The 25,237-nt window shown below is 28.3% G+C and carries 21 protein-coding genes; 18 read left to right on the forward strand and 3 right to left on the reverse strand.

Features of this window, described 5'->3' with window-relative positions; translation table 11 throughout:
* Window positions 1-11: 11 nt before the first annotated feature.
* Complete coding sequence (locus BT997_RS11910) at window positions 12-1,373, reverse strand: chloride channel protein (protein WP_072682128.1); 1,362 nt, start codon at window positions 1,371-1,373, stop codon at window positions 12-14.
* Between the two features lie 69 nt (window positions 1,374-1,442).
* Here BT997_RS11910 and BT997_RS11915 point away from each other — a divergent pair, with 69 nt between their 5' ends.
* The 4 genes from BT997_RS11915 (at window position 1,443) to BT997_RS11930 (ending at window position 6,106) form a co-directional block, all read left to right on the forward strand.
* Entirely contained in the window at window positions 1,443-2,363 is a 921-nt protein-coding gene (locus tag BT997_RS11915; protein ID WP_258239483.1) for a DUF234 domain-containing protein, read from the forward strand.
* A gap of 206 nt (window positions 2,364-2,569) precedes the next feature.
* Window positions 2,570-3,223, forward strand: a complete 654-nt coding sequence (locus BT997_RS11920; RefSeq protein WP_072682129.1) for a methyltransferase — start codon at window positions 2,570-2,572, stop codon at window positions 3,221-3,223.
* 49 nt (window positions 3,224-3,272) lie between these two features.
* Window positions 3,273-4,349 (forward strand): FkbM family methyltransferase, encoded by a 1,077-nt coding sequence (locus tag BT997_RS11925; protein WP_072682130.1) that lies wholly within the window; start codon window positions 3,273-3,275, stop codon window positions 4,347-4,349.
* 92 nt (window positions 4,350-4,441) lie between these two features.
* Window positions 4,442-6,106 carry a S41 family peptidase gene (locus BT997_RS11930; RefSeq protein WP_072682131.1) on the forward strand — a complete coding sequence of 555 codons (1,665 nt, stop codon included), beginning with the start codon at window positions 4,442-4,444 and terminating at the stop codon, window positions 6,104-6,106.
* Between the two features lie 38 nt (window positions 6,107-6,144).
* On the opposite strand, the gene BT997_RS11935 is transcribed toward BT997_RS11930, so the two are convergent.
* Window positions 6,145-6,450 (reverse strand): NIPSNAP family protein, encoded by a 306-nt coding sequence (locus tag BT997_RS11935; protein ID WP_072682132.1) that lies wholly within the window; start codon window positions 6,448-6,450, stop codon window positions 6,145-6,147.
* Between the two features lie 281 nt (window positions 6,451-6,731).
* Here BT997_RS11935 and rpsL point away from each other — a divergent pair, with 281 nt between their 5' ends.
* The 6 genes from rpsL (at window position 6,732) to BT997_RS11965 (ending at window position 14,313) form a co-directional block, all read left to right on the forward strand.
* A complete protein-coding gene (rpsL, locus tag BT997_RS11940; RefSeq protein ID WP_072682133.1) occupies window positions 6,732-7,106 on the forward strand; it encodes a 30S ribosomal protein S12 in 375 nt (124 codons plus the stop codon).
* Window positions 7,107-7,122: 16 nt separating this feature from the next.
* Window positions 7,123-7,590, forward strand: a complete 468-nt coding sequence (gene rpsG, locus BT997_RS11945; RefSeq protein ID WP_072682134.1) for a 30S ribosomal protein S7 — start codon at window positions 7,123-7,125, stop codon at window positions 7,588-7,590.
* Window positions 7,591-7,605: 15 nt separating this feature from the next.
* A complete protein-coding gene (gene fusA / locus BT997_RS11950) occupies window positions 7,606-9,714 on the forward strand; it encodes an elongation factor G (RefSeq protein WP_072682135.1) in 2,109 nt (702 codons plus the stop codon).
* 263 nt (window positions 9,715-9,977) lie between these two features.
* A complete protein-coding gene (locus BT997_RS11955) occupies window positions 9,978-11,882 on the forward strand; it encodes a hypothetical protein (RefSeq protein WP_072682136.1) in 1,905 nt (634 codons plus the stop codon).
* Between the two features lie 17 nt (window positions 11,883-11,899).
* On the forward strand, window positions 11,900-12,766 hold the full coding sequence (locus BT997_RS11960) for an NAD(+)/NADH kinase (RefSeq protein WP_072682137.1): 867 nt from the start codon (window positions 11,900-11,902) through the stop codon (window positions 12,764-12,766).
* A gap of 5 nt (window positions 12,767-12,771) precedes the next feature.
* Window positions 12,772-14,313: an AAA family ATPase gene (locus BT997_RS11965; RefSeq protein ID WP_072682138.1), complete on the forward strand. Its 1,542-nt coding sequence runs from the start codon at window positions 12,772-12,774 to the stop codon at window positions 14,311-14,313.
* Here BT997_RS11965 and BT997_RS11970 read toward each other — a convergent pair.
* Entirely contained in the window at window positions 14,310-16,241 is a 1,932-nt protein-coding gene (locus tag BT997_RS11970; protein WP_072682139.1) for an ankyrin repeat domain-containing protein, read from the reverse strand. The genes BT997_RS11965 and BT997_RS11970 overlap by 4 nt on opposite strands.
* Before the next feature lie 139 nt (window positions 16,242-16,380).
* On the opposite strand from BT997_RS11970, the gene BT997_RS11975 reads away from it, so the two are divergent.
* The 8 genes from BT997_RS11975 to BT997_RS12010 all read left to right on the forward strand — a co-directional run bounded on the left by BT997_RS11975 (window position 16,381) and on the right by BT997_RS12010 (window position 25,236).
* Window positions 16,381-19,359 carry a cache domain-containing protein gene (locus BT997_RS11975; protein ID WP_072682140.1) on the forward strand — a complete coding sequence of 993 codons (2,979 nt, stop codon included), beginning with the start codon at window positions 16,381-16,383 and terminating at the stop codon, window positions 19,357-19,359.
* 135 nt (window positions 19,360-19,494) lie between these two features.
* Window positions 19,495-20,808: a peptidase U32 family protein gene (locus BT997_RS11980; protein ID WP_072682141.1), complete on the forward strand. Its 1,314-nt coding sequence runs from the start codon at window positions 19,495-19,497 to the stop codon at window positions 20,806-20,808.
* Complete coding sequence (locus tag BT997_RS11985) at window positions 20,809-22,113, forward strand: hypothetical protein (RefSeq protein WP_072682142.1); 1,305 nt, start codon at window positions 20,809-20,811, stop codon at window positions 22,111-22,113. It abuts the gene before it with no gap.
* Between the two features lie 38 nt (window positions 22,114-22,151).
* Window positions 22,152-22,646: a 5-(carboxyamino)imidazole ribonucleotide mutase gene (gene purE, locus BT997_RS11990; protein WP_072682143.1), complete on the forward strand. Its 495-nt coding sequence runs from the start codon at window positions 22,152-22,154 to the stop codon at window positions 22,644-22,646.
* On the forward strand, window positions 22,646-22,879 hold the full coding sequence (locus BT997_RS11995) for a glutaredoxin domain-containing protein (RefSeq protein WP_072682144.1): 234 nt from the start codon (window positions 22,646-22,648) through the stop codon (window positions 22,877-22,879). Before purE ends, BT997_RS11995 begins: the two co-directional genes overlap by 1 nt.
* Window positions 22,880-23,764 (forward strand): glycine--tRNA ligase subunit alpha, encoded by an 885-nt coding sequence (gene glyQ / locus BT997_RS12000; protein ID WP_072682145.1) that lies wholly within the window; start codon window positions 22,880-22,882, stop codon window positions 23,762-23,764. It begins immediately after the preceding gene.
* 4 nt (window positions 23,765-23,768) lie between these two features.
* Window positions 23,769-24,524: a Nif3-like dinuclear metal center hexameric protein gene (locus tag BT997_RS12005; RefSeq protein WP_072682146.1), complete on the forward strand. Its 756-nt coding sequence runs from the start codon at window positions 23,769-23,771 to the stop codon at window positions 24,522-24,524.
* A complete protein-coding gene (locus BT997_RS12010; RefSeq protein ID WP_072682148.1) occupies window positions 24,517-25,236 on the forward strand; it encodes a zinc ribbon domain-containing protein in 720 nt (239 codons plus the stop codon). The genes BT997_RS12005 and BT997_RS12010 overlap by 8 nt, the downstream gene beginning before the upstream one ends.
* Window position 25,237 lies beyond the last annotated feature (1 nt).

Here is a 25,237-nt window from a genome sequence, read left to right on the forward strand (position 1 = left end):
TAATTTCATTATTATTTTTCTGCTCTCCAGTCCATTCTTCTTTTAAAGCTTGCTACTTTGGCTTTACTTTTGACACTTAGGTCTATATTGCTCTGGGTTATATCTTCTCCAAATTCAATATTTAGCATATCTGATTTTGACATCTTTAAAACTTGAGATTGGAAAACACTTCTATGTCCAGTAATCAAAAATGTAATTACTGCGCTAACTGCTGCATAATGAGCGATATCTATTCCAAAAAGTTCAACTGCCATAATTGTTGCAGCAATTGGTGAGTTTGTTGTTCCTGCTAGTACACTTACAAGTCCAAGTGCAGCAAAAAGTGAAATGTTTTCGCCTATGAAAGTACCAAACATATGTCCACTTGTTGCACCTACATAAAATATTGGGGTAATAACTCCCCCACTACCGCCAGCTCCAAGAGTTATGGAGGTGTAAATAGTCTTAGCTATAAAGGCATACCATGGTACATCTTCTGATAATGCTGGATCACTATAAAAAAGTGTTGATATTGTATCAAGACCTAATCCAAAGTATTGGTCTCCTACTACAAATGATAATAAAACTAAAAATGTACCACCTAAAAAAGCTTTTAGATAGATATTAATATTTATTCTTTTTATTCCCATCTCTGTTCTTCTTAATACTGTAATTAAAAAATCTGAAACAATACCAAAAAACAGACCTGCAAGAATTACTTGTAAAATTAGAGTAGGGTTAAAACTTATTGAGTTAAATTCCATTATATAATAGCTATAATGAACTCCTAAATATTTTGCAGTCGTATATGCTGCAAAACCTGCTATAAAAGAAGGAAGAAGAACATCATACATGATGATACCTACAATTAAAACTTCAACACCAAAAATAGCACCTGAAATGGGTGTTCCAAATACAGAAGCAAATCCTGCACTTATACCACATATTACAAGCTTCTTTCTATCTTTTTCTGAAAATTTAAAAAGTTGAGATATTGCAGATGCCGCTCCAGCACCTATTTGTGCGCCAGGCCCTTCTTTCCCTACTGAACCACCTGTAAACATTGTTACAATAGTAGTTACTAATTTTATAGGAATTACTGCAAAATCAATTTTTCCATTTTTTCTGTGGACTGCTTCAATTACTTTTTCAGTTCCATGTCCAGTTGCATTTGGTGCAAATTTTCTAACTAAAAAAACTGTTATTACAAGTCCTAATGGTAATAAATAATAAGATTGAAAAGGTAAAAAGGATTGAGCTTCTTCTGATTTATGAATTGCATTTAAAAAAAATGTAACTATTGCACCGATTACTACACCAATTGCAGATGATAAAAGTACCCACTTTGTAACGCTAAAAAAGATAAGAGATTGTTCAATAAAATGTTTTTTCATAAAAAAGTCTTAGGTGGAAGATATGTTTTAAAATTGTATCGAAAATATATTGAAATTATTATGCTATAATTGCACAATTTAAAGAAAATAATAAAAGGCTTTCCCATTATTTCAAATAACCAACCACTATTAGAACAATTTCAAAGATTTTGTGAAAAAAATAATCCAAAGGATTTAGAATCTGCAGTAAACTATTTTGCAGTTTTTGGAGGATTAGATGTTAAGATTGATATGACTAAACCGCTTAGAAGTTTAATCATAAGACATATTTTAAATGATTACTATGATATTCAAGAATATATAGGAAAACTTACAAAAAATTCTGCACCATTTCATAAAGTATTAACTGGCATTGCATTAGGTGATAGAAGAACTAATTCTGCATTTAAAAGAGCTGATATTGAATATGATGAAGGAATAAAAGCTATTTATGAACTTGAAGAATTGGAGATAATCTCAACTGAAACTGCTATGGACCATCTTACAAATAATTTTGAAGAAAATGATGTTTCAGATAAACTTCTTTTTACTACACCATTTTTAAGATTTTGGTTTGCTTTTGTGTCTCCTTTATATAGAGGTATAAAAAGAGAAGAGTATGACGAATGTTTTGAAAGATTTAATAACTATCAAGCAGAATTCATGGGTCTTATTTTTGAACAGCTTTGTCATGAATATATTAAAGAAACTTTTAAAGATGATGCAATTGAAGAAATCGGAAGATATTGGGATGAAGATAAAAATGAACTTGACCTAATAGCTCAAACAGAATCTGGAAAAATCATAATTGGAAGTTGTAAATATAGTAATAATAAAGTTAAGAAAAATGAATTAAATAGGTTAAAAAATATTTGTGAGAAACTTGACCTTGTACCTGATTATGTAACACTATTTTCAAAAAAAGGTTTTACAAATGAACTTAAAAGCGAAAAAGGTCAAAGTCTAAAACTATGTACTGCAAAAAGTTTAAAAGCACTATATATAAGCTAGATTTGTTTTTTAAGGTTTAATTTTATAAATTCTTCTATACTAAGTATAGAAACAAAATTTACTAATTAATAATCAAACAATATTTGGTTAGCACCCTTAAATTTTTTCTTATTGAACTCAATTTGATATAAAATAGTAAGGTTTATTTATTGATTAAACCAATAAACTATAAAGTCTTTATAGTCCAACCTTTACTAAGGAACTTTATGTCAACGGTTCGATTTTTATATCAGACTATAGAATTTGATAATATGGATATTCATCTGAAAACTCTTCGAGATAAACAACAATATGATGAAAAATATGATAAAAAAAATATTGAAGGTTTGTCTTCTGCAAATTGGTCTATATTTGGTGTATTGTGGCCATCTAGCAAGGTATTAGCAAATTTGATGCAAGATTATGATTTAGAAAACAAGCGAATACTAGAAGTAGGAGGAGGAATTGCTCTTTCAAGTTTGATTTTAAATCATAGAAATGCGGATATTACTGTAACAGATTTTAATCCAGAAGTTAAAAAATTTCTTGACGTAAATAGTAAATTAAATGATGATAGAGATATCCCTTTTATATGTGCAAATTGGATTGATAGTGATGATGAACTTGGACTCTTTGATTTAATCATTGGAAGTGATATTTTATATGAACAGTTTCATTTAGAAGACTTATCAAGATTTTTAGATGATCATACAGCTGAAAAATGTAAGATAATAGTAGTTGATCCTGGACGAGGCAATCATTCAAAATTTAGTAAAATGATGGTTTCTTTAGGCTATAAACATACTCAATATAAACCTCAAAATACAGAAGAGTATTTAGATACACCCTTTAAAGGTGAAGTTATTGAGTATCATAAATAGAGCTTTTGAATTTATTTGTTACAATGCGTTATAAAAATAAAGGTGTGCTTTGGATTTAATAAATATTGATTATATCAATGAAAAAGATTATAAACTAGTTGAAGAATTTATAAATTCAACTACAAGAAAAAAATTTATTTTAGGAATAAATAAACTTACAAAATCTGTTCAAAAATATGTAAATGTAGATGGAATAATAGATGACTTTACAAGAGTACATAGTTCAAGAAAAAAATCAATTTATAAAATAGAAGATGTTCCAAATGATGCTTTGATACTTTCAACTTCTTCGGGAAGTCCTTTAGAAGTAAAAGAAAGTCTTGATGCTAGAGGATTTGAAAATATTAATTATTTGGCATTTTATAAATATTCAAACTATGATTTAGCTAAACCACCTTTTATTACAGACTTTAAAGAAGATTATAAAAAAAATAAAGAAAAGTATTTAAAAGTTTATAATTTACTAGATGATAAAAAATCAAGAGAGGTTTTTACTAAAGTAATTAATTTTAAGATAAGTTTTGACTTGGATTTTATGCAAGGTTTTACAAATAGCCATGAAGAACAATATTTTGATAAAGAGCTGATTCCTTCAATTAAAAATATTGTATTTGTTGATGGTGGGGCATATATTGGAGATACTATACCTAATATTATAAAAAACTTTCCAGATTTTAAAAAAATATATTGTATAGAACCAAATGATTTGCATATTAGCATCGCAAAAAAGAATTTCCATCTTCAAGAAAATATAGAGTTTATAAATTGTGGTTTAGGAAATAAAAAGCAAGAATCTAATCAAGTACAAGAATTCCAAGATAACTGTGAACATGATTATCAAGCGGAAAATATTGATACGATTGATAATTTAATAAAAGAAAAAATAGATTTCATAAAATTAGATATAGAAGGTGCAGAACAAGATGCTCTTCTAGGCGCAAAAAATACAATAGAAAAATATCATCCATTTCTTGCAATTTGTATTTATCATAAAGCAGAAGATTGGTATAAAATACCCCAAATAGTGTTAGATATAAATTCTGAGTATTATATTTATTTAAGACATTATATGGAAGGAATTTATGAAACTGTGATGTATTTTATCCCTCAAAAACATGTTATATAATTAGTTATAATATATAATTTAAAAAGGTAAGTAATTAAATTATATATTATATATAATGTTATATAATACTTTAAATTTTTTTAGGATGATAAATGAAAACATTTAATGTATTTAGAACTATATTTTACACAATATTAATAAGTTTTTTTATAACTGCTTGTGGTGGGGGAGGTGGTGGTAGCTCTTCTTTTACCAGAACTAATGTAGGAGTCTTTGTTGATGATGTAGTTGAAGGTATATATTACAAAAGTGGAACAACTAGCGGATATACGAATGAAAAAGGTTATTTCCCTTTTAATAATGAGAAGGTAGAGTTTTTTATAGGTGATATAAAAATTGGAGAAATAAGTTTTTTACCTACTGATAAGCTTGTGTTTATTCAAGATATCTTAGGTTTAGATAGATCTAATATTACAGACGATAGAGTTATTAATATTGCTACTTTTTTACAATCTTTAGATTCTGATTCTTCAACAGATAAAATAGAAATTATGAGAGATGATTTTGAAAAATTTAAAGATATTAGCGGAAATATTGATACTATAGATATAAATACTGTTTTATCTAACAAAGGATTTACTAAAAAAAGTAAAGATGAAGTACAGCTTCATTTAAGTACAACTTTTGCTAAATATAATAAAGTTTCTTTTGATCAAAAAGAAAAAGATTTTTTATACAGCCAATTGTATACTGATTATTTTTGGGCAGACTATGTTGCAAATAAATCATATAATAAATATACCGATCCTAATCAAATGATTACGGATTTTAAATATAAAGCATTGGATAAATGGAGTTACGCAGAAACTTTAGATGATTATATAAAAGGTTCAGAACAAGAAGATACTGGCTTTGGATGTTATTTTATGGGAACATCATATATAAATTTTATTGAAATTAATTCTCCTTGTGAAAAAGCAGGCTTAAAAAGAGGAGATGAATTAATCCAAATAAATTATATAAATGTTACTAATGAAAACTTTAGAAAGGCAGAAGTTAGTGGACGACCTGTAATTTTTTCAATTGTTAGAAATGGTGTAACTATGGATATAAATATTACTCCTATAGTTTATAACTATAAAGCTTCAAAAAGATATGTTTATAATTCTCAAGATAATAAAAAAGTAGGCTATTTTATTTATAATGGATTTACTTCAAAAAGCTCCGATGAGATTGAAGAAGCTTTTTCTTATTTTAAAGATAATGCGATAGAAGAGTTAATTATTGACTTACGATATAATGGTGGTGGATCTCTTGCTGTCTCTTCAATATTATTAGACAAAATTGCAGGATTTAATAATGAAGATAGTTTACAGTTCTATTTATTAGATAATTTAAGTGTTAAAGAAAATAGTTACTTTATGAAAGATGATAATAGTCTTGATTTATCGAGAGTATTTTTTATTACAAGTGAATATACTGCTTCAGCTAGTGAACTTATTATAAATGCATTAACTCCATATCTTGATGTAAGATTAATTGGAGATACTACTCATGGTAAGCCAGTAGGAATGACAGGTAAATACATATCTAGTAAGTATATTTATTGGCTAATTAATTTTGCTATTTATAATGCAAATGATGTAGGTAATTATTATAGTGGATTAAATCCTGATTGCTTAGTGAGTGACCCTGTTTCAGAACAAAGAGGAAGTTTAGATGAAAAATTACTTAACGAAGTATTATATTATATAGAAAATAACAATTGTGCTTCTGGTAGTAGTCTACCAAATAATTTTTATACCCTTATTAATTAAGTCTGATATAAATATACACTTATCTCTAAGTGTATATTTTATTGGAATACAGGTCTAAAAAAACTTCTTTCATATGAAATAATACAATCAGTTTCTTCTGCATATTCAAAAGCTTTGATACATTCTTCATCTTTAAAAGAAGCATTTCTATATTCTTCATATTTTGATAAAGAAGAAAAAGTAAATAGCGCAAGAGCTACATTGTTTGTTCCTTCACTTGGTAAAAAATATCCATGGTGTGTTCCACCAAATTTATCTACAAGTGGAATCCAAAGTTTTGCATAGTGTTCGAATTCTTTTATTTTTTTAGGTTCTATCTTATAGTTTAAATAACATGTAATCATTCTTGTTCCTTTTTGTCATTTTATCAAACTTTTATTTAACCTTAACCAAAGATTAAGACACACTTCAGTATAATCCGTAACTTTTTTAGAAAACACTCAACGTTTCTCTAGAATGGTAGTATCGTTTTGATTATGATTCTTATCATATGTCATGGCACTGTGAAAGTGTAACGAGAAGCATGAGCCTGCTTAATAGCTCAAACCAATAAATAGAGAATCTTTAATCGATTCACATTAGTAAATTATATTACAGATTACTCTAAATAAAACAAAGGGAAAGAATGCCTACAATCAATCAGCTTGTAAGAAAAGAGCGAAAAAGAGTGATTAAAAAATCAAAATCACCAGCTTTAGACAAATGTCCACAAAGAAGAGGAGTATGTACAAGAGTATATACAACTACTCCAAAGAAACCTAACTCGGCTTTAAGAAAAGTTGCAAAAGTTAGATTAACAACTGGGTTCGAAGTTATTTCGTACATCGGTGGTGAGGGTCACAACCTTCAAGAACACTCTATCGTATTAGTTAGAGGGGGAAGAGTTAAAGATTTACCTGGTGTTAAATATCACATCGTTAGAGGTGCTTTAGATACTGCTGGTGTTGCAAACAGAACTGTTGCAAGATCTAAATATGGTACTAAAAAGCCTAAGAAATAAGTAGAAGGATAAGATAATGAGAAGAAGAAAAGCTCCCGTAAGAGAAGTAATGGCTGATCCTATCTACAATAGTAAAGTGATCACTAAATTTATTAATACTGTAATGTTAGATGGTAGAAAATCTGCTGCACAAAAAATTATGTATGGTGCGATTGCAAACTTAGATGCAAGAGGTGAAGAAGCTGGTATCGAAGTATTTGAAAAAGCAATTGAAAATGTTAAACCACTTTTAGAAGTAAAATCTAGAAGAGTAGGTGGAGCAACTTACCAAGTTCCTGTTGAAGTTAGACCTGTAAGAAGACAAACTTTAGCATTAAGATGGATTGTTGACGCTGCTAGAAAAAGAAACGAAAGAACTATGGTTGAGAGATTAGCTAATGAGTTATTCGAAGCTTCAACTGATAGAGGTGCTTCATTCAAGAAGAAAGAAGACATGCATAGAATGGCAGAAGCTAATAAAGCATTTGCACACTATAGATGGTAATAGGAAACTAATATAATGGCAAGAAAAACACCACTTAATAGATTAAGAAATATTGGTATTGCTGCACATATTGATGCAGGTAAAACAACAACAACTGAAAGAATTTTATTCTACACAGGTGTTGAGCATAAAATTGGTGAGGTTCATGATGGTGCTGCTACTATGGACTGGATGGAACAAGAGCAAGAAAGAGGTATTACAATTACTTCTGCTGCAACTACTTGTAACTGGACTCACCCAAAAACAAACGAAGAATTACAAATAAACATCATTGACACTCCAGGTCACGTTGACTTCACTATTGAAGTTGAGAGATCTATGAGAGTTCTTGATGGTGCTGTAGCTGTATTCTGTTCAGTTGGTGGGGTTCAACCACAATCTGAAACTGTTTGGAGACAAGCAAACAAATATAGAGTTCCAAGAATGATTTTCGTTAACAAAATGGATAGAACTGGTGCAGATTTCTTTATGGTTGAAGAACAAGTAGGTTCTAGACTTAAAGCTAATCCTGTTCCAATTCAAATTCCTATTGGTGCTGAAGAAAACTTCGCTGGTGTTGTTGATTTAGTATCTATGAAAGCAATCGTTTGGGATCAAGATGCTGCAATGGGTTCAAATTACCATGTTGAAGATATTCCTGCTGAGTTACAAGACCAAGCTGAAGAATATAGAGAAAAAATGGTTGAGTCTGCTGCTGAGCAAGACGAAGAGTTAATGGAAAAATACCTTGAAGGTGAAGAATTAACTGAAGAAGAAATCGTTGCTGGTCTTAAAAAAGGTTGTTTAGCAATGGAAATTACTCCAATGACTTGTGGTACTGCATTTAAAAACAAAGGTGTTCAAACTTTACTTGACGCTGTTGCTATGTATATGCCTTCTCCATTAGAAGTTGAAGATATCAAAGGCGAAACACAAGACGGTGAAGCTGTTGTTGTTGAATCTACTGATGAAGGTGAAGTTGCTGGTCTTGCATTCAAGATTATGACTGACCCATTTGTTGGACAATTAACTTTCACAAGAATCTATAGAGGTATTTTACAATCAGGTACTTACGTACTTAACTCTACAAAGATGAAAAAAGAAAGAATCGGAAGACTTCTTAAGATGCATGCTATCAAAAGAGAAGAAGTTAACGAATTATACGCTGGTGAAATTGGTGCAGTTGTTGGTCTTAAGACTACAATCACTGGTGATACATTAGCATCTGAAAAAGATCCAGTAATCTTAGAAAGAATGGACTTCCCAGATCCAGTTATTTCTGTTGCAGTTGAGCCAAAAACTAAAGCTGACCAAGAAAAAATGGGTGTAGCATTAGGAAAATTAGCACAAGAAGATCCATCATTTAGAGTTGCAACTGATGAAGAATCTGGTCAAACTATTATTTCAGGAATGGGTGAATTACACCTTGAAATTCTTGTTGATAGAATGAAAAGAGAATTTAAAGTTGAAGCTGAAGTTGGTGCTCCTCAAGTTGCATACAGAGAGACTATTAAGAATCCTGTTAAACAAGAGTACAAATACGCTAAGCAATCTGGTGGTAAAGGTCAATATGGTCATGTATACTTAGACATTAACCCATTACCTTCTGATTCAGAAATTAACTATGAATTCCATAATGCTATTAAAGGTGGGGCTGTTCCTAAAGAATATATCCCTGCAGTTGATAAAGGTTGTCAAGAAGCAATGGCTGGTGGTATTTTAGCTGGTTATCCAATGGTAAACATCGAAGTTACACTTTATGATGGTTCTTTCCACGACGTTGATTCATCTGAAATGGCATTTAAACTTGCTGCTTCTATGGGATTCAAAAAAGGTTGTAGATCAGATGCTGCTCAACCAGTTATCTTAGAACCAATGATGAAAGTTGAAATTGAAACTCCTGAAGATTATATGGGAGATGTTATCGGTGACGTTAACAAAAGAAGAGGACAAGTAAATTCTATGGATGATAGAGCTGGTGTTAAATTAGTTGTAGCAATGATTCCATTATCTGAAATGTTCGGATACTCTACAGACTTAAGATCTATGTCTCAAGGTAGAGCTACTTATTCTATGATTTTCGATAACTATTCTGAAGTTCCAAAAAATGTTTCTGAAGAAATTATCAAAAAGAGAAATGGTTAAAATCGTTTAAAAGAGTGGATCGTTTGACTCTTTTAGATTTTCTCACAGAGAGTGTATAGCACAAGAACGAGCTTTTGAATATGTAATAGAAATCTTTGATTTCGTAATTATATCAAAAGGTCTGAGTAGAACAATTGTAATACTTAGTTTCATAAAAAGCCTCGACATATGTCGGGGCTTTTTTTATGCCTATTAAATTTTAAATCCTATTTTAAATTATCTTTAGATAAAATCTCTAATATATCTACTTTTAAGAGAAATCAATGTTGAATATCAGAAATCTTTTTATTTTATTTTTTATTGTTATAAACTTAAATGCATCAATGCAAAAAGATGTTATATATGTGGAAAATTTTGATGGCGATGAAATAAGTATAAAAGATGAGTTTTTTAATAAAGAAACTGACCTGTATACTATAAGTATAGGTACGCTTACTTTAGATAGACATGATCCAATTGATTTTTTTAAAACATATAAAATGAAAAATGCACTTGCTTATAAATATGGTGAAAATAAAGAGTTTGCAAGGGTGATTTCAGGGGTTTATAAAACAGGAACAGAAGCTACTGAACATATAAAGAATTTAGATCCAAGATTACAAAAAAATAAACCATATTCTGCAAAACTAAAAAGACATCAAGTTTTATATACTGAAGAGTTAAAAGTAAATAAATCTAAAATTGCAAAAAACTCTACTAAAACAAAAAAAAACACAAAGTTAAATGAAGTTAAAAATTCTATTTATACAACTGAGTCTCAAGATGCACAAGAACTAAAAAAAGAGTTTTTAACTAATGGCTCAAAGTACTACTCTATTGCTTTAGGAAGTATATCCTTATCAAAAAACTCAATACAAAACTTTTTTAATACTTATGATGTTGGAGATAAAGCTTTAGCTCATATTTATGGAAAAAATAAAGATAAAGCAAGAATAATATATGGACTATACAGAACTTCAAAAGAAGCAAGAGAAGCTTTAGAAAATTTTAATAGTAGATTAAAAAAGAATAAGCCTTTTTCAATGAGAATGAAAAAATTTCAAAGTTTCTATAATAAAAATTTTCCAAATGGTATAGAAAGCAATAATATAGTTGAGTTAAAAATTAATGATAAAAAGGAAAAAGAAAAAGCAATAAAACCAAAACTTAGTGATGAAATAAAAATAGTAAAAAAGAATGAAGTACCAAAAAAAGTTTTAGAAAAAAAGATAAAACCAAAAGTCACTAAGCCTAAGATTGTTAAACCAAAAATTGCTTCTAAACCTAAAATAAAACAAAAACCGAAGAAGAAAGTAGTAAAAAAAATAAAGCCTAAAAAGCTTATGAAGGAAGATCTCAATAAAAGTAGATTTGTTAAATATTCTGAACTAGAAGATGTATATTTTATTGAGAGTAATGGAAGTTTCAATATTTTAAATGAAGTTTTTCTAAATGATGGAAGCTCTTTTTATACAGTAGATTTAGGTGAATTAAAATTAAATCAAATATCTATTGAACAGTTTTTTCTAAAAAACAATATGGAAGATGATGCTTTAGCTTATAAGTATGGTGATAATGATGAATATGCACGGGCAATTTATGGAGCTTATGAAACAAAAGAAGCTGCAAGTAAAGCAATTAAGAGTTTAAACGTATCCCAAAAAGATTTAAGAGTTAGTAATATAAAAAATCATCAAAAACTTTATAAAGAGTATCATAAAGATGTATATAATAAAAATACAAAAAAACAAGCATATGAAGAAAAAAAGATTGTAAATAGCAGTTTTTCATATGATGGTTCAAACGATAATATTGTTTATGTAGAAACAAATGGTCAGAAAAATTTATTAAAAAATGAATTTTTTAATAAAGAATCATCTTTATATACTATTACATTAATAACATTTTTAAAAGAAAATATGAGTATAGAAAAGTTTTTAAATGCAAATGGAATAAAAAATGATGCCCTTGGATATTCTATAGGTTCAGTAAATAATTATTACAGAGTAATTTATGGCTTGTATGAAACTTCAACAGAAGCAAAAGAAGCAATACAAAATTTAAATTATGAATTAAGAAAAAATATTCCATATGTTTCGCGAATTATTACAAATCAAAAGAAATTTGAAAGCTATAATAATAGAATCTTAGAAGATGAAATAAATAACATAAAGAAATTAGAATTTTAAAGAATAGGAAATAATACTTGAAAGTAACAAGAAGTTCAGAGAAACTAAAAGTCTCAAATATTGCAGGTGTTGTATTAAAACCTGATTCGCCAGAAATTAAAAAAGAATTTTTAGAAATAAAAAAATGCCTTAAAAATCATGGAATAGAAGTATTTTTAGAAAAATGTAGTGCTACTATGATAGGTGAAGAAGGTTTATCATTAGATGAACTTTGTGAAAAGGTAGATTTTTTAGTATCTGTAGGTGGTGATGGGACTCTTTTATCTGTAGTTAGAAAATCATTTAATTATAACATTCCTGTTCTTGGTATTCATATGGGAACATTAGGTTTTTTAACAGATATTATTTATGAAGAGTTTCCAAATTTTTTAAGAGATTTTAAATCTGATAATTATCGGATTGATAATAGAATGCTAGTTGAGTGTTGCGTAAATGACAAATGTTTTGTAGCTTTCAATGATATTGTAATTTCAAGAAAAACTGTATCTTCGATGATTACAATAAAAGCTAAGATTGATGGAAATTCTTTTAATTCTTATTATGGGGATGGAGTTATTATCTCTACACCTACTGGTTCAACTGCATACAATCTTTCAGTTGGAGGCCCTGTTGTTTACCCTTTAACTGAAGCATTTATTATAACTCCTGTTGCTCCTCATAGTTTAACTCAAAGACCTTTAGTAATGCCAGCAGATATAGTTATTGAGTTTAAAATCACAGATGAACAAGGTGCCGTATTGTTAATAGATGGACAAGATACTTATGAAGTAGAAAATAATGCAGTTATTAAAGTTACGATTGCACAAAATAAAGCAAAATTAATTCATAGAACAAAGAGAAACTTTTTTGAAGTTCTAAATGAGAAATTAGGGTGGGGTAACTAAATTTAATGATTAATAGAATTTATCTTAAAGATTTCCTCTCATTTAATGAAGTGGATATGGAACTAAACTCAGGTTTAGTTTTATTTACAGGTCCAAGTGGTGCTGGAAAATCAGTTTTAATGCAATCTATTTTATCTTTATTTGCAATTGGTGAAAGTAAAGCAAGTTTAGGCGAAGTAAGTTTAAATGGTTTAAATATTGAAAATGAAGCTTATGATATATCATTTGATGATGATATTGTTATAAAAGAGATAAAAAAAGATAAAGTAAGGTATTTTTTAAATTCTCAAACAATATCAAAAAAGAATTTAAACCAATTTTCAAAAAGTTTAATAAAACATCTTCATCTAAAAGATACAAGTGATTTTGATAGCGATAAGTTACTTGATTTTTTAGATTCTCTTTGTATCAAAGAATCTTCAGAATTTAAAATAGTAAAAGAGAATTATGATACTACTTTTAAAAAACTACAAGAGATAAAAAAAGAGCTTTCAAAGATAAAAGAAGATGAATCGAAGCTAGAAGATTTAAAAGAATTTGCTAAATTTGAGATTGAAAAAATAAAATCTGTAAATCCTCAAGTAGGGGAATATGAAGAATTAAACGATATAAAAAAGAAACTATCAAAAAAAGAAAAAATTCAAGAGGCTATGGAAAAAGCGAATCCTCTTTTTTCTTATACTACAGCTGCAAATTCAGCTTTAGAATTGTTAGATGAGGATTCTGCTTTTTTTGATGATGCAATAAATGAACTAAATAATATTTTTGAAAAATTCAATGACTCTCTTTTAGAAATGGAAGAACTTGATATAGAAAATGTACTTGATAGAATTGAAAAACTATCTGCTTTGCAAAAAAGGTTTGGTTCTATTGATGAATCTTTAGAGTATAAAAAACAAAAAGAAGAAGAGCTTGAATCTTATGAAAATATATCTTTTGAAAAAGTAATATTAGAAAAGAATTTGACTAAAACTTCAAAAGAGATTGAGTCTTTAGCAAAAGAATTATCTTTATATAGAAAAGAAGCCTCAAAAACTTTAGAAGAGAAAATAAACTACTATTTAAAATATTTATATCTTTCAAATGCAAAAATAAACTTTGTAGAGAAAGAGTTAGATAGAAATGGTATAGATGAAATAGTTTTTGAATTAAATGGTGTTAATTTAGAGACGATTAGTAGTGGTGAGTTTAATCGTTTAAGACTTGCATTATTAACTTCAATCAGTGAGTTTGATATTATTGAAAATGGAATTCTTTTTTTAGATGAGATTGATGCAAATTTAAGTGGGAAAGAAAGCTCTGCTATAGCAACAGTTTTAAATAAGTTATCAAAATCATATCAAATATTTGCAATTTCTCATCAGCCTCAATTAACTTCAACAGCACAGCAACATTTCTTAGTTGATAAAAAAGATGGAGTATCAAGTGTTAAAAAACTTGATGAAACTTCTAGAATAGATGAAATAGCAAGAATGATTAGTGGTGAAAATATAACTGATGATGCATATACTTTTGCAAAAAATTTATTAAATGAAAGAAAGAGCTAGTTTTCTATATTGAACTCTTCTTTCATATTATCTATTAAATTTTTTATTTTTGCTTTTTGAGCTTTTGTTCTAGCTTCATCTTTTAGAGGTTTTATATTTTTATGGAATTTTTTTAAGAAGTTTAAAATATATTTATTTTTTTTATAGGGATTATTTATGTATGCTCCTAATTCAATTAATTCTAAAACCAAAGTTGTATAACCTAAAAATGCTGCATAATTTATTGCTAAAACTCCAAACTTATCTGGTTCATTCAATAAGGTTTTGTTGTATGAGTATATAAGTTTAAATACTTTAATATCATTTTTCCAAATTGAATTATGAACGATATTTCTTCCTTTATTATCAATAGCATGCATATCAGCACCTGAATGTAAAAGAAGTTTTATTGTGGGCATATTACAATCTAAAATAGCTTTATGAAGTGTTATCCCTCCATAAGAATCCTTTGCATTTACATTTGCTCCCATCATGATAATTGTTTGTAAGTTATTATGATATTCTTTTTGTTGGCTATCTTTTTTGAAAGTTTTATTCTCTTCCATATATTTATAGATGATATTATTACTATCTATATCTGTTTGATTTATATCGGCGCCATGTTTAACTAGAACTTTTAATAAATCTATATTTCCATATCTTAGTGTTTCAAAAATATAAGGCTCTTCTTTTGAGTTTAATAGAGATAAGTTTACGTCAGTATTATATAAAACAGTTTCTAATACAGTTGCATAATCTGTATTAAAATCAAGGTTTCTTTTTAGAGAGTTTTTTGCCTTTTTACCATTTTTTACAATTAATATTGCATCAATTAACTTTTCAATAACTGTTTGTCCATTTTTATCTTTTATATTTGCACTTGCACCATAATCTAATAGTAAATAGATAACTTCTGAATATTTTGTACCTTTTGTTATGACAGTACTTAAAGCAGTCTCTTTATCTCTATTTTGAATATCAATATGTACTTCATATTCAAATAAGATATTTAATATATCAAGGTTATTAGCTTTCGCAGGTAAAGATAATATAGTGTCATTTTTGTTATTGCAAATAAAAGTGTTAGTATTTCTCTCTAAAATAACAGGAATAAAATTTATAAGATTTGCAATTTCATTTTTATGTCTTATTAAATCTTCAGGCTCTTCTTCAAAAAATATTTCTTCTTTTTTTAAAATATAGTTAATCAAATGAAGGAGTATATTATTTCCTTTTTTATCGATACAATCAATATCTAATTCTCTATTTATTAAAGAATTAAAAATATCTTCACATTCAGAACCATTTTGAACTACATAAAAAAGAATATTTCTTTCCATTGAATCTTTTATATTTAGATTATCAAACTTACTTAGAATTTTATTTAACATAGTTTTGTTTATATAAGAGTATTGATAAAACAGTAATTCATTGTTAATATCAAAATTTGGATCAGAAAATATATCATCTATAACTTTATAGTTTTCAGCTTTTATTGCTAGATGTAAGATTGTTTGATTTTCTTTGTTTCTTTTATTGATATTGTGAATACGAGGTTTGAGTTTTTTATATGCACCGAAATGATTATTTAATATTGCAAAATCTATAGCTGTGTATCTATTATGGTCTTCATAGTCAACATTAATATCATCTCTTTTTAATAAAGCCGTAATCGTATCTGTATATCCATACTTTGATGCTAGTATTATTGCTGTATCTCCAAAGATATCTACGGCATTGTAGTTTATATTATTGTTTAAAAGCCATTTTACGGATTCAATGTGATTTTGGGTAATAATCAAATGCAAAAAAGTTTGCAAATTTTGATTTTTGTGATTGATATTTATATGTTCTAGCATTGATTTAATTTTACTCTCTTTGATAGAGGGTTTAGCAAGTTCTTCTAAAACGTCATCTGCAGTTATTTTTTTGAATAAGTTCCTAATCATTAATGGTCCTTCTATAAAGTGAAATTTTATCATAAAAACTTAAAATAAGAAAATAATTATATCTTACTTGTGTTTTCTGTTGACTTTTTAAACAGAGAAGAGATATAATTTATAAAAATAACAAAATGTGGAGTTTTCTATGTTCTCAAATTTATCTATAAAAGCAAAATTATTAATTATCTCTTTAGTTGCAATTGTATTGGTTGCTATACTAATAGCTGCAGAGTCAATTTACTCAGTAAAAAACCTCTCTAAGTCCAATATTTCAAACTTTAAAAAAGAAGCCTATGCTAATAAAGAGTCGGAGTTAAAAAATTATGTTTCTTTAGCTATGAAAACAGTAGAGTCTTATCACAAAAGAACAGCAATTGAACAAGTAAAAATTGAAGTTCAAGAGGATTTGAAATCACAAGCAAAATTTATTTTCTCAATTGTAGATTCGGAATATAAAAAATATAAAGACCTTCTTCCTGAAGATGAATTAAAAGAAAGAATCAGAGGTATTGTAGAAGGTACAAGATATGGAAATAATGGTTATTTCTGGATTAATGATACTGGTGTAAAAATGATTATGCATCCTATAAAACCTTCTTTAAATGGTAAAAACTTATCACAATTAAAAGATAAAAGTGGTAAAAAATTCTTCCAAGAATTTGTAGATGTAGTAAATGCAAAAGGTGAAGGTTTCGTTGATTATTTATGGCCTAAACCAGGATTTGATGACCCTCAAGAAAAAGTTTCATTTGTAAAATTATTTAAACCATACAACTGGGTGATTGGTACAGGTGAATATGTTTCAGATGTATCTGCATTTTTAAAAAAAGAGGCTTTAACATCTATTGCAAATATGAAATATGGGAAAAGTGGATATTTTTGGATTAATGACTCAAATCATGTGATAAAAACACACGGAGCAAATCCCAAATTAATAGGTAAAAATGTTGCTGAAATAAAAGATCCAAATGGGGTTTATCTTTTTAAAGATATTGTTATTGCTGGAAATAAATCACCAAAAGGTGGTTTAGTAAAATATATGTGGGGGAAACCAGGTAAACCAGAACCACAACCTAAATTCTCTTATGTACAAAGATTTGCTCCATGGGATTGGATTATTGGAACAGGAGCATATGTAGATGATATTGAAGATAGTATTAAGAAAATGGAAGAACAAACAGCAGAAGAGATTAATGAAATTATTATGTTCATTTCAATTTTCACAATTATTTGTATTATTATAATCTATTTAATTTATTCATTCTTAATTAGAAGAACAATTATTACTCCCCTTGATCATTTAATTGATGCAATTAATGATGTTGCGGGAGATAACTCTACTAATAAAACTATTAATAAAAAATCTGATGATGAAATTGGTAAAGTAGTAGATACTTTTAATGCATATATTCAAAAACTTGAAGATAGATATGCTGAAGATGCAAAAGTTATTGCAGAAGTTGAAGATGTTATTCAAAAAGTAAACAATGGTTTTTATGTTTACAAAGTTGAGCAAAACTCTTCAAATCCGCTTGTTCAGAAATTAAGAGATTCAATTAATTCGATGATTTCTGGTACAAATGAGAAATTAATAGAAATAAATAAAATTTTAATTGAATATGGAAATTCTAACTTTGATTATAAAACAGAAGGAAGACATAGTACTTCAAATGGTATTGTAGGTTCAATTTTTACTAGTACAAAACAGCTTGGTGGAACAGTATCAGAATTCTTATCAATGATTACAACAAGTGGAGATAAATTAAATCAAGATACAGATATTTTATCTACATCATCAAGCAAGTTGTCATCTTCTGCAAATGAGCAAGCAGCTTCTTTAGAAGAGACAGCAGCTGCTGTTGAAGAGATTACATCTATAATTAAATCAAGTAATGAAAAAGTTGATAGAATGTCAACATTAGCAAATGACTTAAATAAATCTGCTAAAGATGGTGAAGATTTAGCTTCTAAAACAACTCAAGCTATGGAAGATATTGATACTCAGGTTAATTCAATTAATGATGCAATTACAGTGATTGACCAAATTGCTTTCCAAACAAATATTTTATCACTTAACGCAGCAGTTGAAGCTGCAACAGCAGGTGAAGCTGGAAAAGGATTTGCTGTTGTTGCTCAAGAAGTAAGAAACCTAGCTTCAAGATCGGCAGAAGCAGCTAAAGAGATAAAAGATATTGTTGAAAATGCAACATCTAAAGCTAATGAAGGTAAATTAATTGCTGATAATATGATTGGTGGATATACTGATTTAAATAGTAAAATTAGTGAAACAATTGAGCTTATCACCGATGTTACTAGTGCAAGTAAAGAACAAGAAACTGGTATTGTTCAAATTAATGATGTGATTAATTCATTAGATCAAGCAACACAAGTAAATGCCTCGTCTGCCTCTCAAATCAGTAATCTAGCTAATGAAGTTTCATCATTATCAACAGATCTTTTAAGTATTGCTGATAGAGCAAGTTTTGATGAAGGTAAAAAAACAGAAATATGTGATATAGATTTAGTATTCCAAATATCAAAACTAAAAAATGATCATATTGTATTTAAAAATGATAATTTTGCAAAAGTTGGTTCAAATACAACTTGGAGTGTAACATCTTGTACTGAATGTGATTTTGGAAAATGGATTGTTAAACAAGAAAGTTCAAATAAATCATTTACAAAAACTTCAAATTGGTCTTCAATGAAAGAGTGTCATGAATTAGTTCACAAAACTGTTCAAGAATATATTAATAAAAATGCACAAAATGCTTCTAATTCTGAACTAGAAGCAATTTCTAAAAAATTAGAAGATAGCACTGCTTGCTTATTTGGTTCAATGGATAAAATAAAAGTAGAACATTGTAAAAACTATGAAGCAGAATCAAAAACTAATCTAGAAGTAAAAGATACAGTAAGTTTAGCAAAACTTGATACTCCAAAGGTTGAAAGTAGACCTAAAACAGTAACTTCTACACCTGTTAGAACAGCTCCTAAAAAAGTTGAACCAAAATCTGCACCAGTAAGACCAGCTCCAAGAAAAGTTGACCCTATTAAACCAACAGCACCTGTTAAGACTATTACTGCAAATAATAATGACGATGATGAGTGGGAAAGCTTTTAAAAGCTTTTCTTCTCCTCTTTATATAAACTAAACTATACTTATAAAATCTAACTAGATTTTCAAAAAGCCTAAAATATAAAAAAATTTGATATAATTGCGATTTTAATAGATGTGTTTTAAACACAAAGGATTATAATGAATAATGAAAAAGTAGAACTACTATCTCCAGCAGGAAACTTAGAAAAATTAAAAATTGCTTTTAAATATGGTGCAGATGCCGTATATGGTGGAGTTAGTCACTTTAGTTTAAGAATAAGAAGTGGAAAAGAATTTACCTTTGAAACTTTCAAAGAAGGAATAGATTACGCCCATGCTCATGGAAAAAAAGTATATGCAACAATCAACGGGTTTCCTTTTAATTCACAAATAGATTTACTAAAAAAACATATTTTAAAAATGGCAGAACTTAAGCCAGATGCATTGATTGTAGCTGCTCCTGGTGTTGTAAAACTTTGTAGAGAATTAGCACCACAGATTCCAATTCATTTATCAACACAAGCAAATGTAATGAATTATTTAGATGCACAAGTATACTATGATATGGGTGTTAGAAGAATAATTGCTGCAAGGGAAATTTCTTTAAGAGATGTATCAGAAATTAAAAAACATTTACCTGATATGGAAATAGAAATTTTCGTACATGGTTCAATGTGTTTTGCGTATTCAGGACGATGTTTAGTTAGTGCAGTTCAAATGGGAAGAGTTCCAAATAGAGGCTCATGTGCAAATGATTGTAGATTTGAATATACTTTATATGCGGCAAATGAAGATCATAGCTCTTTATTTAGATTAGAAGAAGAACCTGGAATTGGAACATATATTTTCAATGCAAAAGATATGAACTTAGCATCACATGTAGATGAAATTTTAGAAGCAGGAACAGTTGATTCAATTAAAATTGAAGGAAGAACAAAATCACCATATTATGCTGCTGTTACAGCATATGCTTATAGATCTGCAATAGATGATTTTTATGCGTCAAAATTTGATGCTTCTAAATATCAACATGAGTTAGCAACTACAAAAAATAGAGGTTTTACGGATGCTTATTTAATTCATAAACCTTTTGAAAAGAATGACACACAAAACCATGAATATGCTTTAAGTAAAGGAAGTTATGAAGTTAGTGGCTTAGTAACAGATGATGAAGAACATTTTTTATGTAAATATAAAACTTATCCAAATGAAGAGACTGAAATTTTCGCACCATTAAATTCTGAAATTGAAGAGTGTGAAAATGAAATTGGTAAGATTTACAAAAAAGATGATGGAAAATACTATGTAAGTTTTAAAAAGATTTTAACTGAGACAAATAAAGAGTTAGAATCAGTACATAGTGGAAATTTAAATAAAATACAATTACCAGGAAAATTGCCATATCTTACGATGTTAAGAGTAGAAAGTGAAGAGATAAGTGAATCATGTGGACAAGGATCTTGTAGTAATTAAATGGTAATTTTTAGAGTAACAGAAAATATTAATATCAAGACCACAGATGGAACTTTAGTCAAATATAATAAACTAAAAAATCCATCTAATCTTTTCAATGAGACTGTGTATGTAACAACTTTTGAAGATTATACTGATTTAAAAAGGGTATTTTCAAATGTTGGAGATAAATATCGTGCTAGAGTTATAGATGAGACAAAAATTAGATATTTAAGTCAGTTTCCTAGAGAGTTAGGAGTTTCTAATTTAAATGAGTATTCTATTACTCAAAATTTAGATTATAAATATAAAGAGTTTAATGCAAATTGTTCTGATGATGATTTGAAATCAATGTATTTAAATGAAAATAAAGTAGACTTAGATAAACAATTAGAGGGTAGTTTAAAAGAAGATATCTCTATTGTAATCATTGGAAACTTAGGACAAAGTATTTCTGAGATGATTTGTTCTTCTACTGCTTTAAGACTTTTAAATGATAAATTGAAGAAGAGATTTAGAAGTGTTAAATTAGATATTTATCTAAATGCTTCAGATAATAAATATTATTCAAGAGATAAATCTATTTTTACAAATCAAAGTTTTATAAATAAAGTTTCTGCTTTATCAATAGATGTAAAACAGATGTGCCAATATGATTTTTTTATAGATGCAAGTTCAGTTTCTAAAAGAAGTTATTATTCACAACTTTCACATATTGATGCATGGCTTTATAAATTTGGAATAGATTATACAAAAATTGATGAAAGAGAAAAATACAATACAATTAATATATCTTTATATCATCCTAAAAAAGAGTTAAAAGAAAAAATAAATAATATAAAACTAAAGGGTAAAACTTTACTTTTTCATCCATACTCTGCAAATATAACTAAGTCAATTCCTAAAGAAATAGCTATAAAACTTTTAAAAGAATTACTTTTAAAACTACCTGATTATACTATTGTTTCAGTATTAAAATTAGAGTCAAAATTTGATAGTGATAGATATGTAGATTTATCATCATATTCTAACGGTTTTTTAGACTATTGTTTTATTGTTTCAAATATGGATAAGATAATTACAGTTAATACTGCAACATATCACATTGCAGATGCTTTTTTTATACCAACTCTTACTATTCTTACTGATTCAAATCTTAATGAAAAAATTCAACATTATACAAATTCTAAAGCAATATATGTAGAAGATAAATCAAAAAATTTTAGTAACTTTGTCTTTCAGACAGATTCTCTTATTTTATACAAGTTTGAAGGTTGGTCAAAACTTAAATCTTCTAGGATTATAAAGTTATTAGAAACATTTTGATATAATACTGCCATTTTAAAAAAAAATCAGGGGTTAAAATGAATTTTGTATCTATTATTATGGGAAGTAAGTCTGACTATGAAATTATGAAGCATTGTGCTGACACTTTCGAAAAGTTTGATGTTAAATATGAGATTGTTATTTCTTCAGCTCACAGAAGTCCAGAAAGAACTAAAAATTATATTAAAGAAGCAGAAGAAAAAGGTGCTGTATCTTTTATTGCTGCTGCTGGTATGGCTGCACATTTAGCTGGTGCTTTAGCTGCTGGTACAACTAAACCAGTTATTGGTGTACCTATGAAAGGTGGAGCAATGGATGGAATGGATGCTATGCTTTCAACTGTTCAAATGCCTGCTGGTATGCCTGTTGGTACTGTTGCTTTAGGTAGATCTGGTGCAGTTAATGCAGCATATTTTGCTATGCAAATTATGGCTATTACTGATAAAGAATTAGCTATTAAATTAAAAGAAGATAGAGTAGTTCAAGCTAAAAAAGTTGAAACTGATTCTAAAAGTATCGAAGTAATACTTTAATGAAGCAAGTTGCACTATTTACACAGCCTAGTTGTAAATGGTGCAATGAAGCAAAAGCTTATTTCAAAGCAAAAAAGATTAGGTATAATCTTATAGATCTTTCCACAAACAAAAAAGCTTTAAACGATTGTAAGAAACATGGCTGCAAAGGTGCACCTGTAGTTTTAATAGAGAATCATTGGATTTGTGGTTTTGACAAAAATAAAATTAATAAAGCATTAGGAATTAAATAGATGGTTACATTTTCGGAAATTCTATTAAAATTACAACAATTTTGGGCACAGCAAGGATGTAATATTGTACAACCATATGATATTCCTGCTGGAGCTGGTACTTTTCACCCTGCTACTCTTTTAAGAAGTTTAGATTCTACTCCTTGGTCAACTGCGTATGTAGCACCGAGTAGAAGGCCAACTGATGGAAGATATGGAGAAAATCCAAATAGACTTGGAGCTTATTATCAGTTTCAAGCGCTAATCAAACCAAGTCCTGATAATATTCAAGATTTATACTTACAATCTTTAGAGTATTTAGGCTTAGATATTTCTAAACATGATATTAGATTTGTAGAAGATAACTGGGAATCTCCAACTCTAGGAGCATGGGGTCTTGGTTGGGAAGTATGGCTTGATGGTATGGAAGTAACACAGTTTACTTACTTCCAACAAGTTGGAGGTCTTCCTTGTGATCCCGTTGCAGTTGAGATTACATATGGAACTGAAAGACTTGCTATGTATCTTCAAGGTGTTGATTCTGTATTTGATATTGTTTGGAATGAGAATGAGTATGGAAAAACTACATATGCAGATGTTCACAAAGAGAGTGAGTATCAGTTCTCTACTTACAACTTTGAAGTAGCAGATGTTGACATGTTGTTTAGACATTTTGATGATGCTTTTAAAGAGTGTAAAGTTTGTTTAGAAAAAGGTTTACCTTTACCTGCATATGATCAATGTATGATTGCTTCTCATGCTTTTAATACGCTTGATGCAAGAAAAGCTATTTCTGTAACGGAAAGACAAAACTATATTCTAAAGGTGCGAGAATTAGCCCAAGGTTGTGCTGTTTTATATAAAGAACAAGAACCTGAAAGATTAAAAAGAATAGGTAGAGCATAATCTTATGAAACTACAAGAAATTTATCAATTTTTAAATGAATTGTCACCTTTTGAACTGCAAGAAAAATGGGATAACTCAGGCTTAATAGTTGGAAGTTTCGAAGATGAAATAGAAAAAGTTTATATTTCTATAGATTTAGATGAAGAAATTTTAGAAACAATTGATGAAAATTCTTTAGTAATAACTCATCATCCTTTAATTTTTTCGCCTTTAAAAAGAGTTAATTTTGATTCATATAGTACTAAACTACTTAGAACTTTGATTCAAAAAAATATTTCTCTTATTTCTATGCATACAAATATTGATACTACACATTTAAACAAATATGTAGCACGAGAAATTCTTGATTTAGATGTTATTGATAGTGAAGGTTATATTTGTTACGCAAATGTAAACGATAGTTTTTCTTCCTTTGCTAATAAAATATCATCTAAATTAGGTTTAGAGTATTTAAAGTATGTTAAGTGTAGTGAAAAAGTAGAGAAAGTTGCGCTTGTAACTGGTGCTGGTATGTCAATGATTGGTGATATTGATGCAGATTGTTTTATTACAGGTGATATAAAATATCATGATGCAATGGAAGCAAAAGCTAGAGGTATTTCATTAATTGACATAAGACACTATGAAAGTGAAAAGCACTTTAGCCCCTTATTAGAGGGACTATTAAGTGAATATTTGAAAAAAAATAAATTAAAAGCTATAATAACAGCTTCAAAAAATCCATTTAAGTTTTGTACCCAAGGAGAAACGGTTGAATAAATATTTACAAGATTTAGTAAAATTATCAAAATTCGATAGTGCTATTAGTATGTTTGAACCAAAGATTGAGAATGAAAAAGCAAAATTATCTACATTTGTAGAGATTGCAGAAACAATTAAATCTCAAATCAATGAAACATATGCACAAATTGATGATGTAAAATCAAAAAGAACAAAGAATAATATCCATTTAGCAGAATTAAAAACTAAATTAGAAGATATTTCAAAAAAGAACAATGAAGTTCAAAATGAAAAAGAGTTAAAAGCTCTACAACTTGAAGAAGAAATTGCTAAAGAGCAGATTTCATTTGCAAATGAAGAGATTATAAGACTTGATGAAATTGCAGCTTCAAAAGAAGAAGAGTTAAAAGAGTTGCAAGGTAAATTATCTGAAGAAGAAGAGTCTATTAAAGAGATTCAAATTTCTGTAGATAATGCTATTGAAGAAATTAACAAAGAAAGAAATGTTGTTTCTCAATCAAGAGGTGAATTATTAGAAAAATTTGATAATAAAATTTTAACTTTTTACCAAAAAATTAGAAGATGGGCTAAAGACTCAGCGGTTGTTCCTGTAATTGACCAAGCGTGTTACGGATGTTACATGAAAATAAATGACAAAACTTATTCGGAAGTTATCAAATCAGAAGAGATTATTAACTGTCCTCATTGTGGAAGAATTTTATATAAAGAAGTAGAAACTGAAGAGGCTTAAT

The organism is Arcobacter sp. LA11 (assembly GCF_001895145.1).
Lineage (GTDB): Bacteria > Campylobacterota > Campylobacteria > Campylobacterales > Arcobacteraceae > Halarcobacter.

Coding starts and splice junctions, on each gene's coding strand:
- BT997_RS11955 (WP_072682136.1), top strand. CDS start 9,978: ATGTTGAATATCAGAAATCTTTTTATTTTATTTTTTATTGTTATAAAC.
- BT997_RS11930 (WP_072682131.1), top strand. CDS start 4,442: ATGAAAACATTTAATGTATTTAGAACTATATTTTACACAATATTAATA.
- purE (WP_072682143.1), top strand. CDS start 22,152: ATGAATTTTGTATCTATTATTATGGGAAGTAAGTCTGACTATGAAATT.
- BT997_RS11975 (WP_072682140.1), top strand. CDS start 16,381: ATGTTCTCAAATTTATCTATAAAAGCAAAATTATTAATTATCTCTTTA.
- BT997_RS11910 (WP_072682128.1), bottom strand. CDS start 1,373: ATGAAAAAACATTTTATTGAACAATCTCTTATCTTTTTTAGCGTTACA.
- BT997_RS11970 (WP_072682139.1), bottom strand. CDS start 16,241: ATGATTAGGAACTTATTCAAAAAAATAACTGCAGATGACGTTTTAGAA.
- BT997_RS12005 (WP_072682146.1), top strand. CDS start 23,769: ATGAAACTACAAGAAATTTATCAATTTTTAAATGAATTGTCACCTTTT.
- fusA (WP_072682135.1), top strand. CDS start 7,606: ATGGCAAGAAAAACACCACTTAATAGATTAAGAAATATTGGTATTGCT.
- glyQ (WP_072682145.1), top strand. CDS start 22,880: ATGGTTACATTTTCGGAAATTCTATTAAAATTACAACAATTTTGGGCA.
- rpsG (WP_072682134.1), top strand. CDS start 7,123: ATGAGAAGAAGAAAAGCTCCCGTAAGAGAAGTAATGGCTGATCCTATC.
- BT997_RS11985 (WP_072682142.1), top strand. CDS start 20,809: ATGGTAATTTTTAGAGTAACAGAAAATATTAATATCAAGACCACAGAT.
- BT997_RS11980 (WP_072682141.1), top strand. CDS start 19,495: ATGAATAATGAAAAAGTAGAACTACTATCTCCAGCAGGAAACTTAGAA.
- rpsL (WP_072682133.1), top strand. CDS start 6,732: ATGCCTACAATCAATCAGCTTGTAAGAAAAGAGCGAAAAAGAGTGATT.
- BT997_RS11965 (WP_072682138.1), top strand. CDS start 12,772: ATGATTAATAGAATTTATCTTAAAGATTTCCTCTCATTTAATGAAGTG.
- BT997_RS11920 (WP_072682129.1), top strand. CDS start 2,570: ATGTCAACGGTTCGATTTTTATATCAGACTATAGAATTTGATAATATG.
- BT997_RS11935 (WP_072682132.1), bottom strand. CDS start 6,450: ATGATTACATGTTATTTAAACTATAAGATAGAACCTAAAAAAATAAAA.
- BT997_RS11995 (WP_072682144.1), top strand. CDS start 22,646: ATGAAGCAAGTTGCACTATTTACACAGCCTAGTTGTAAATGGTGCAAT.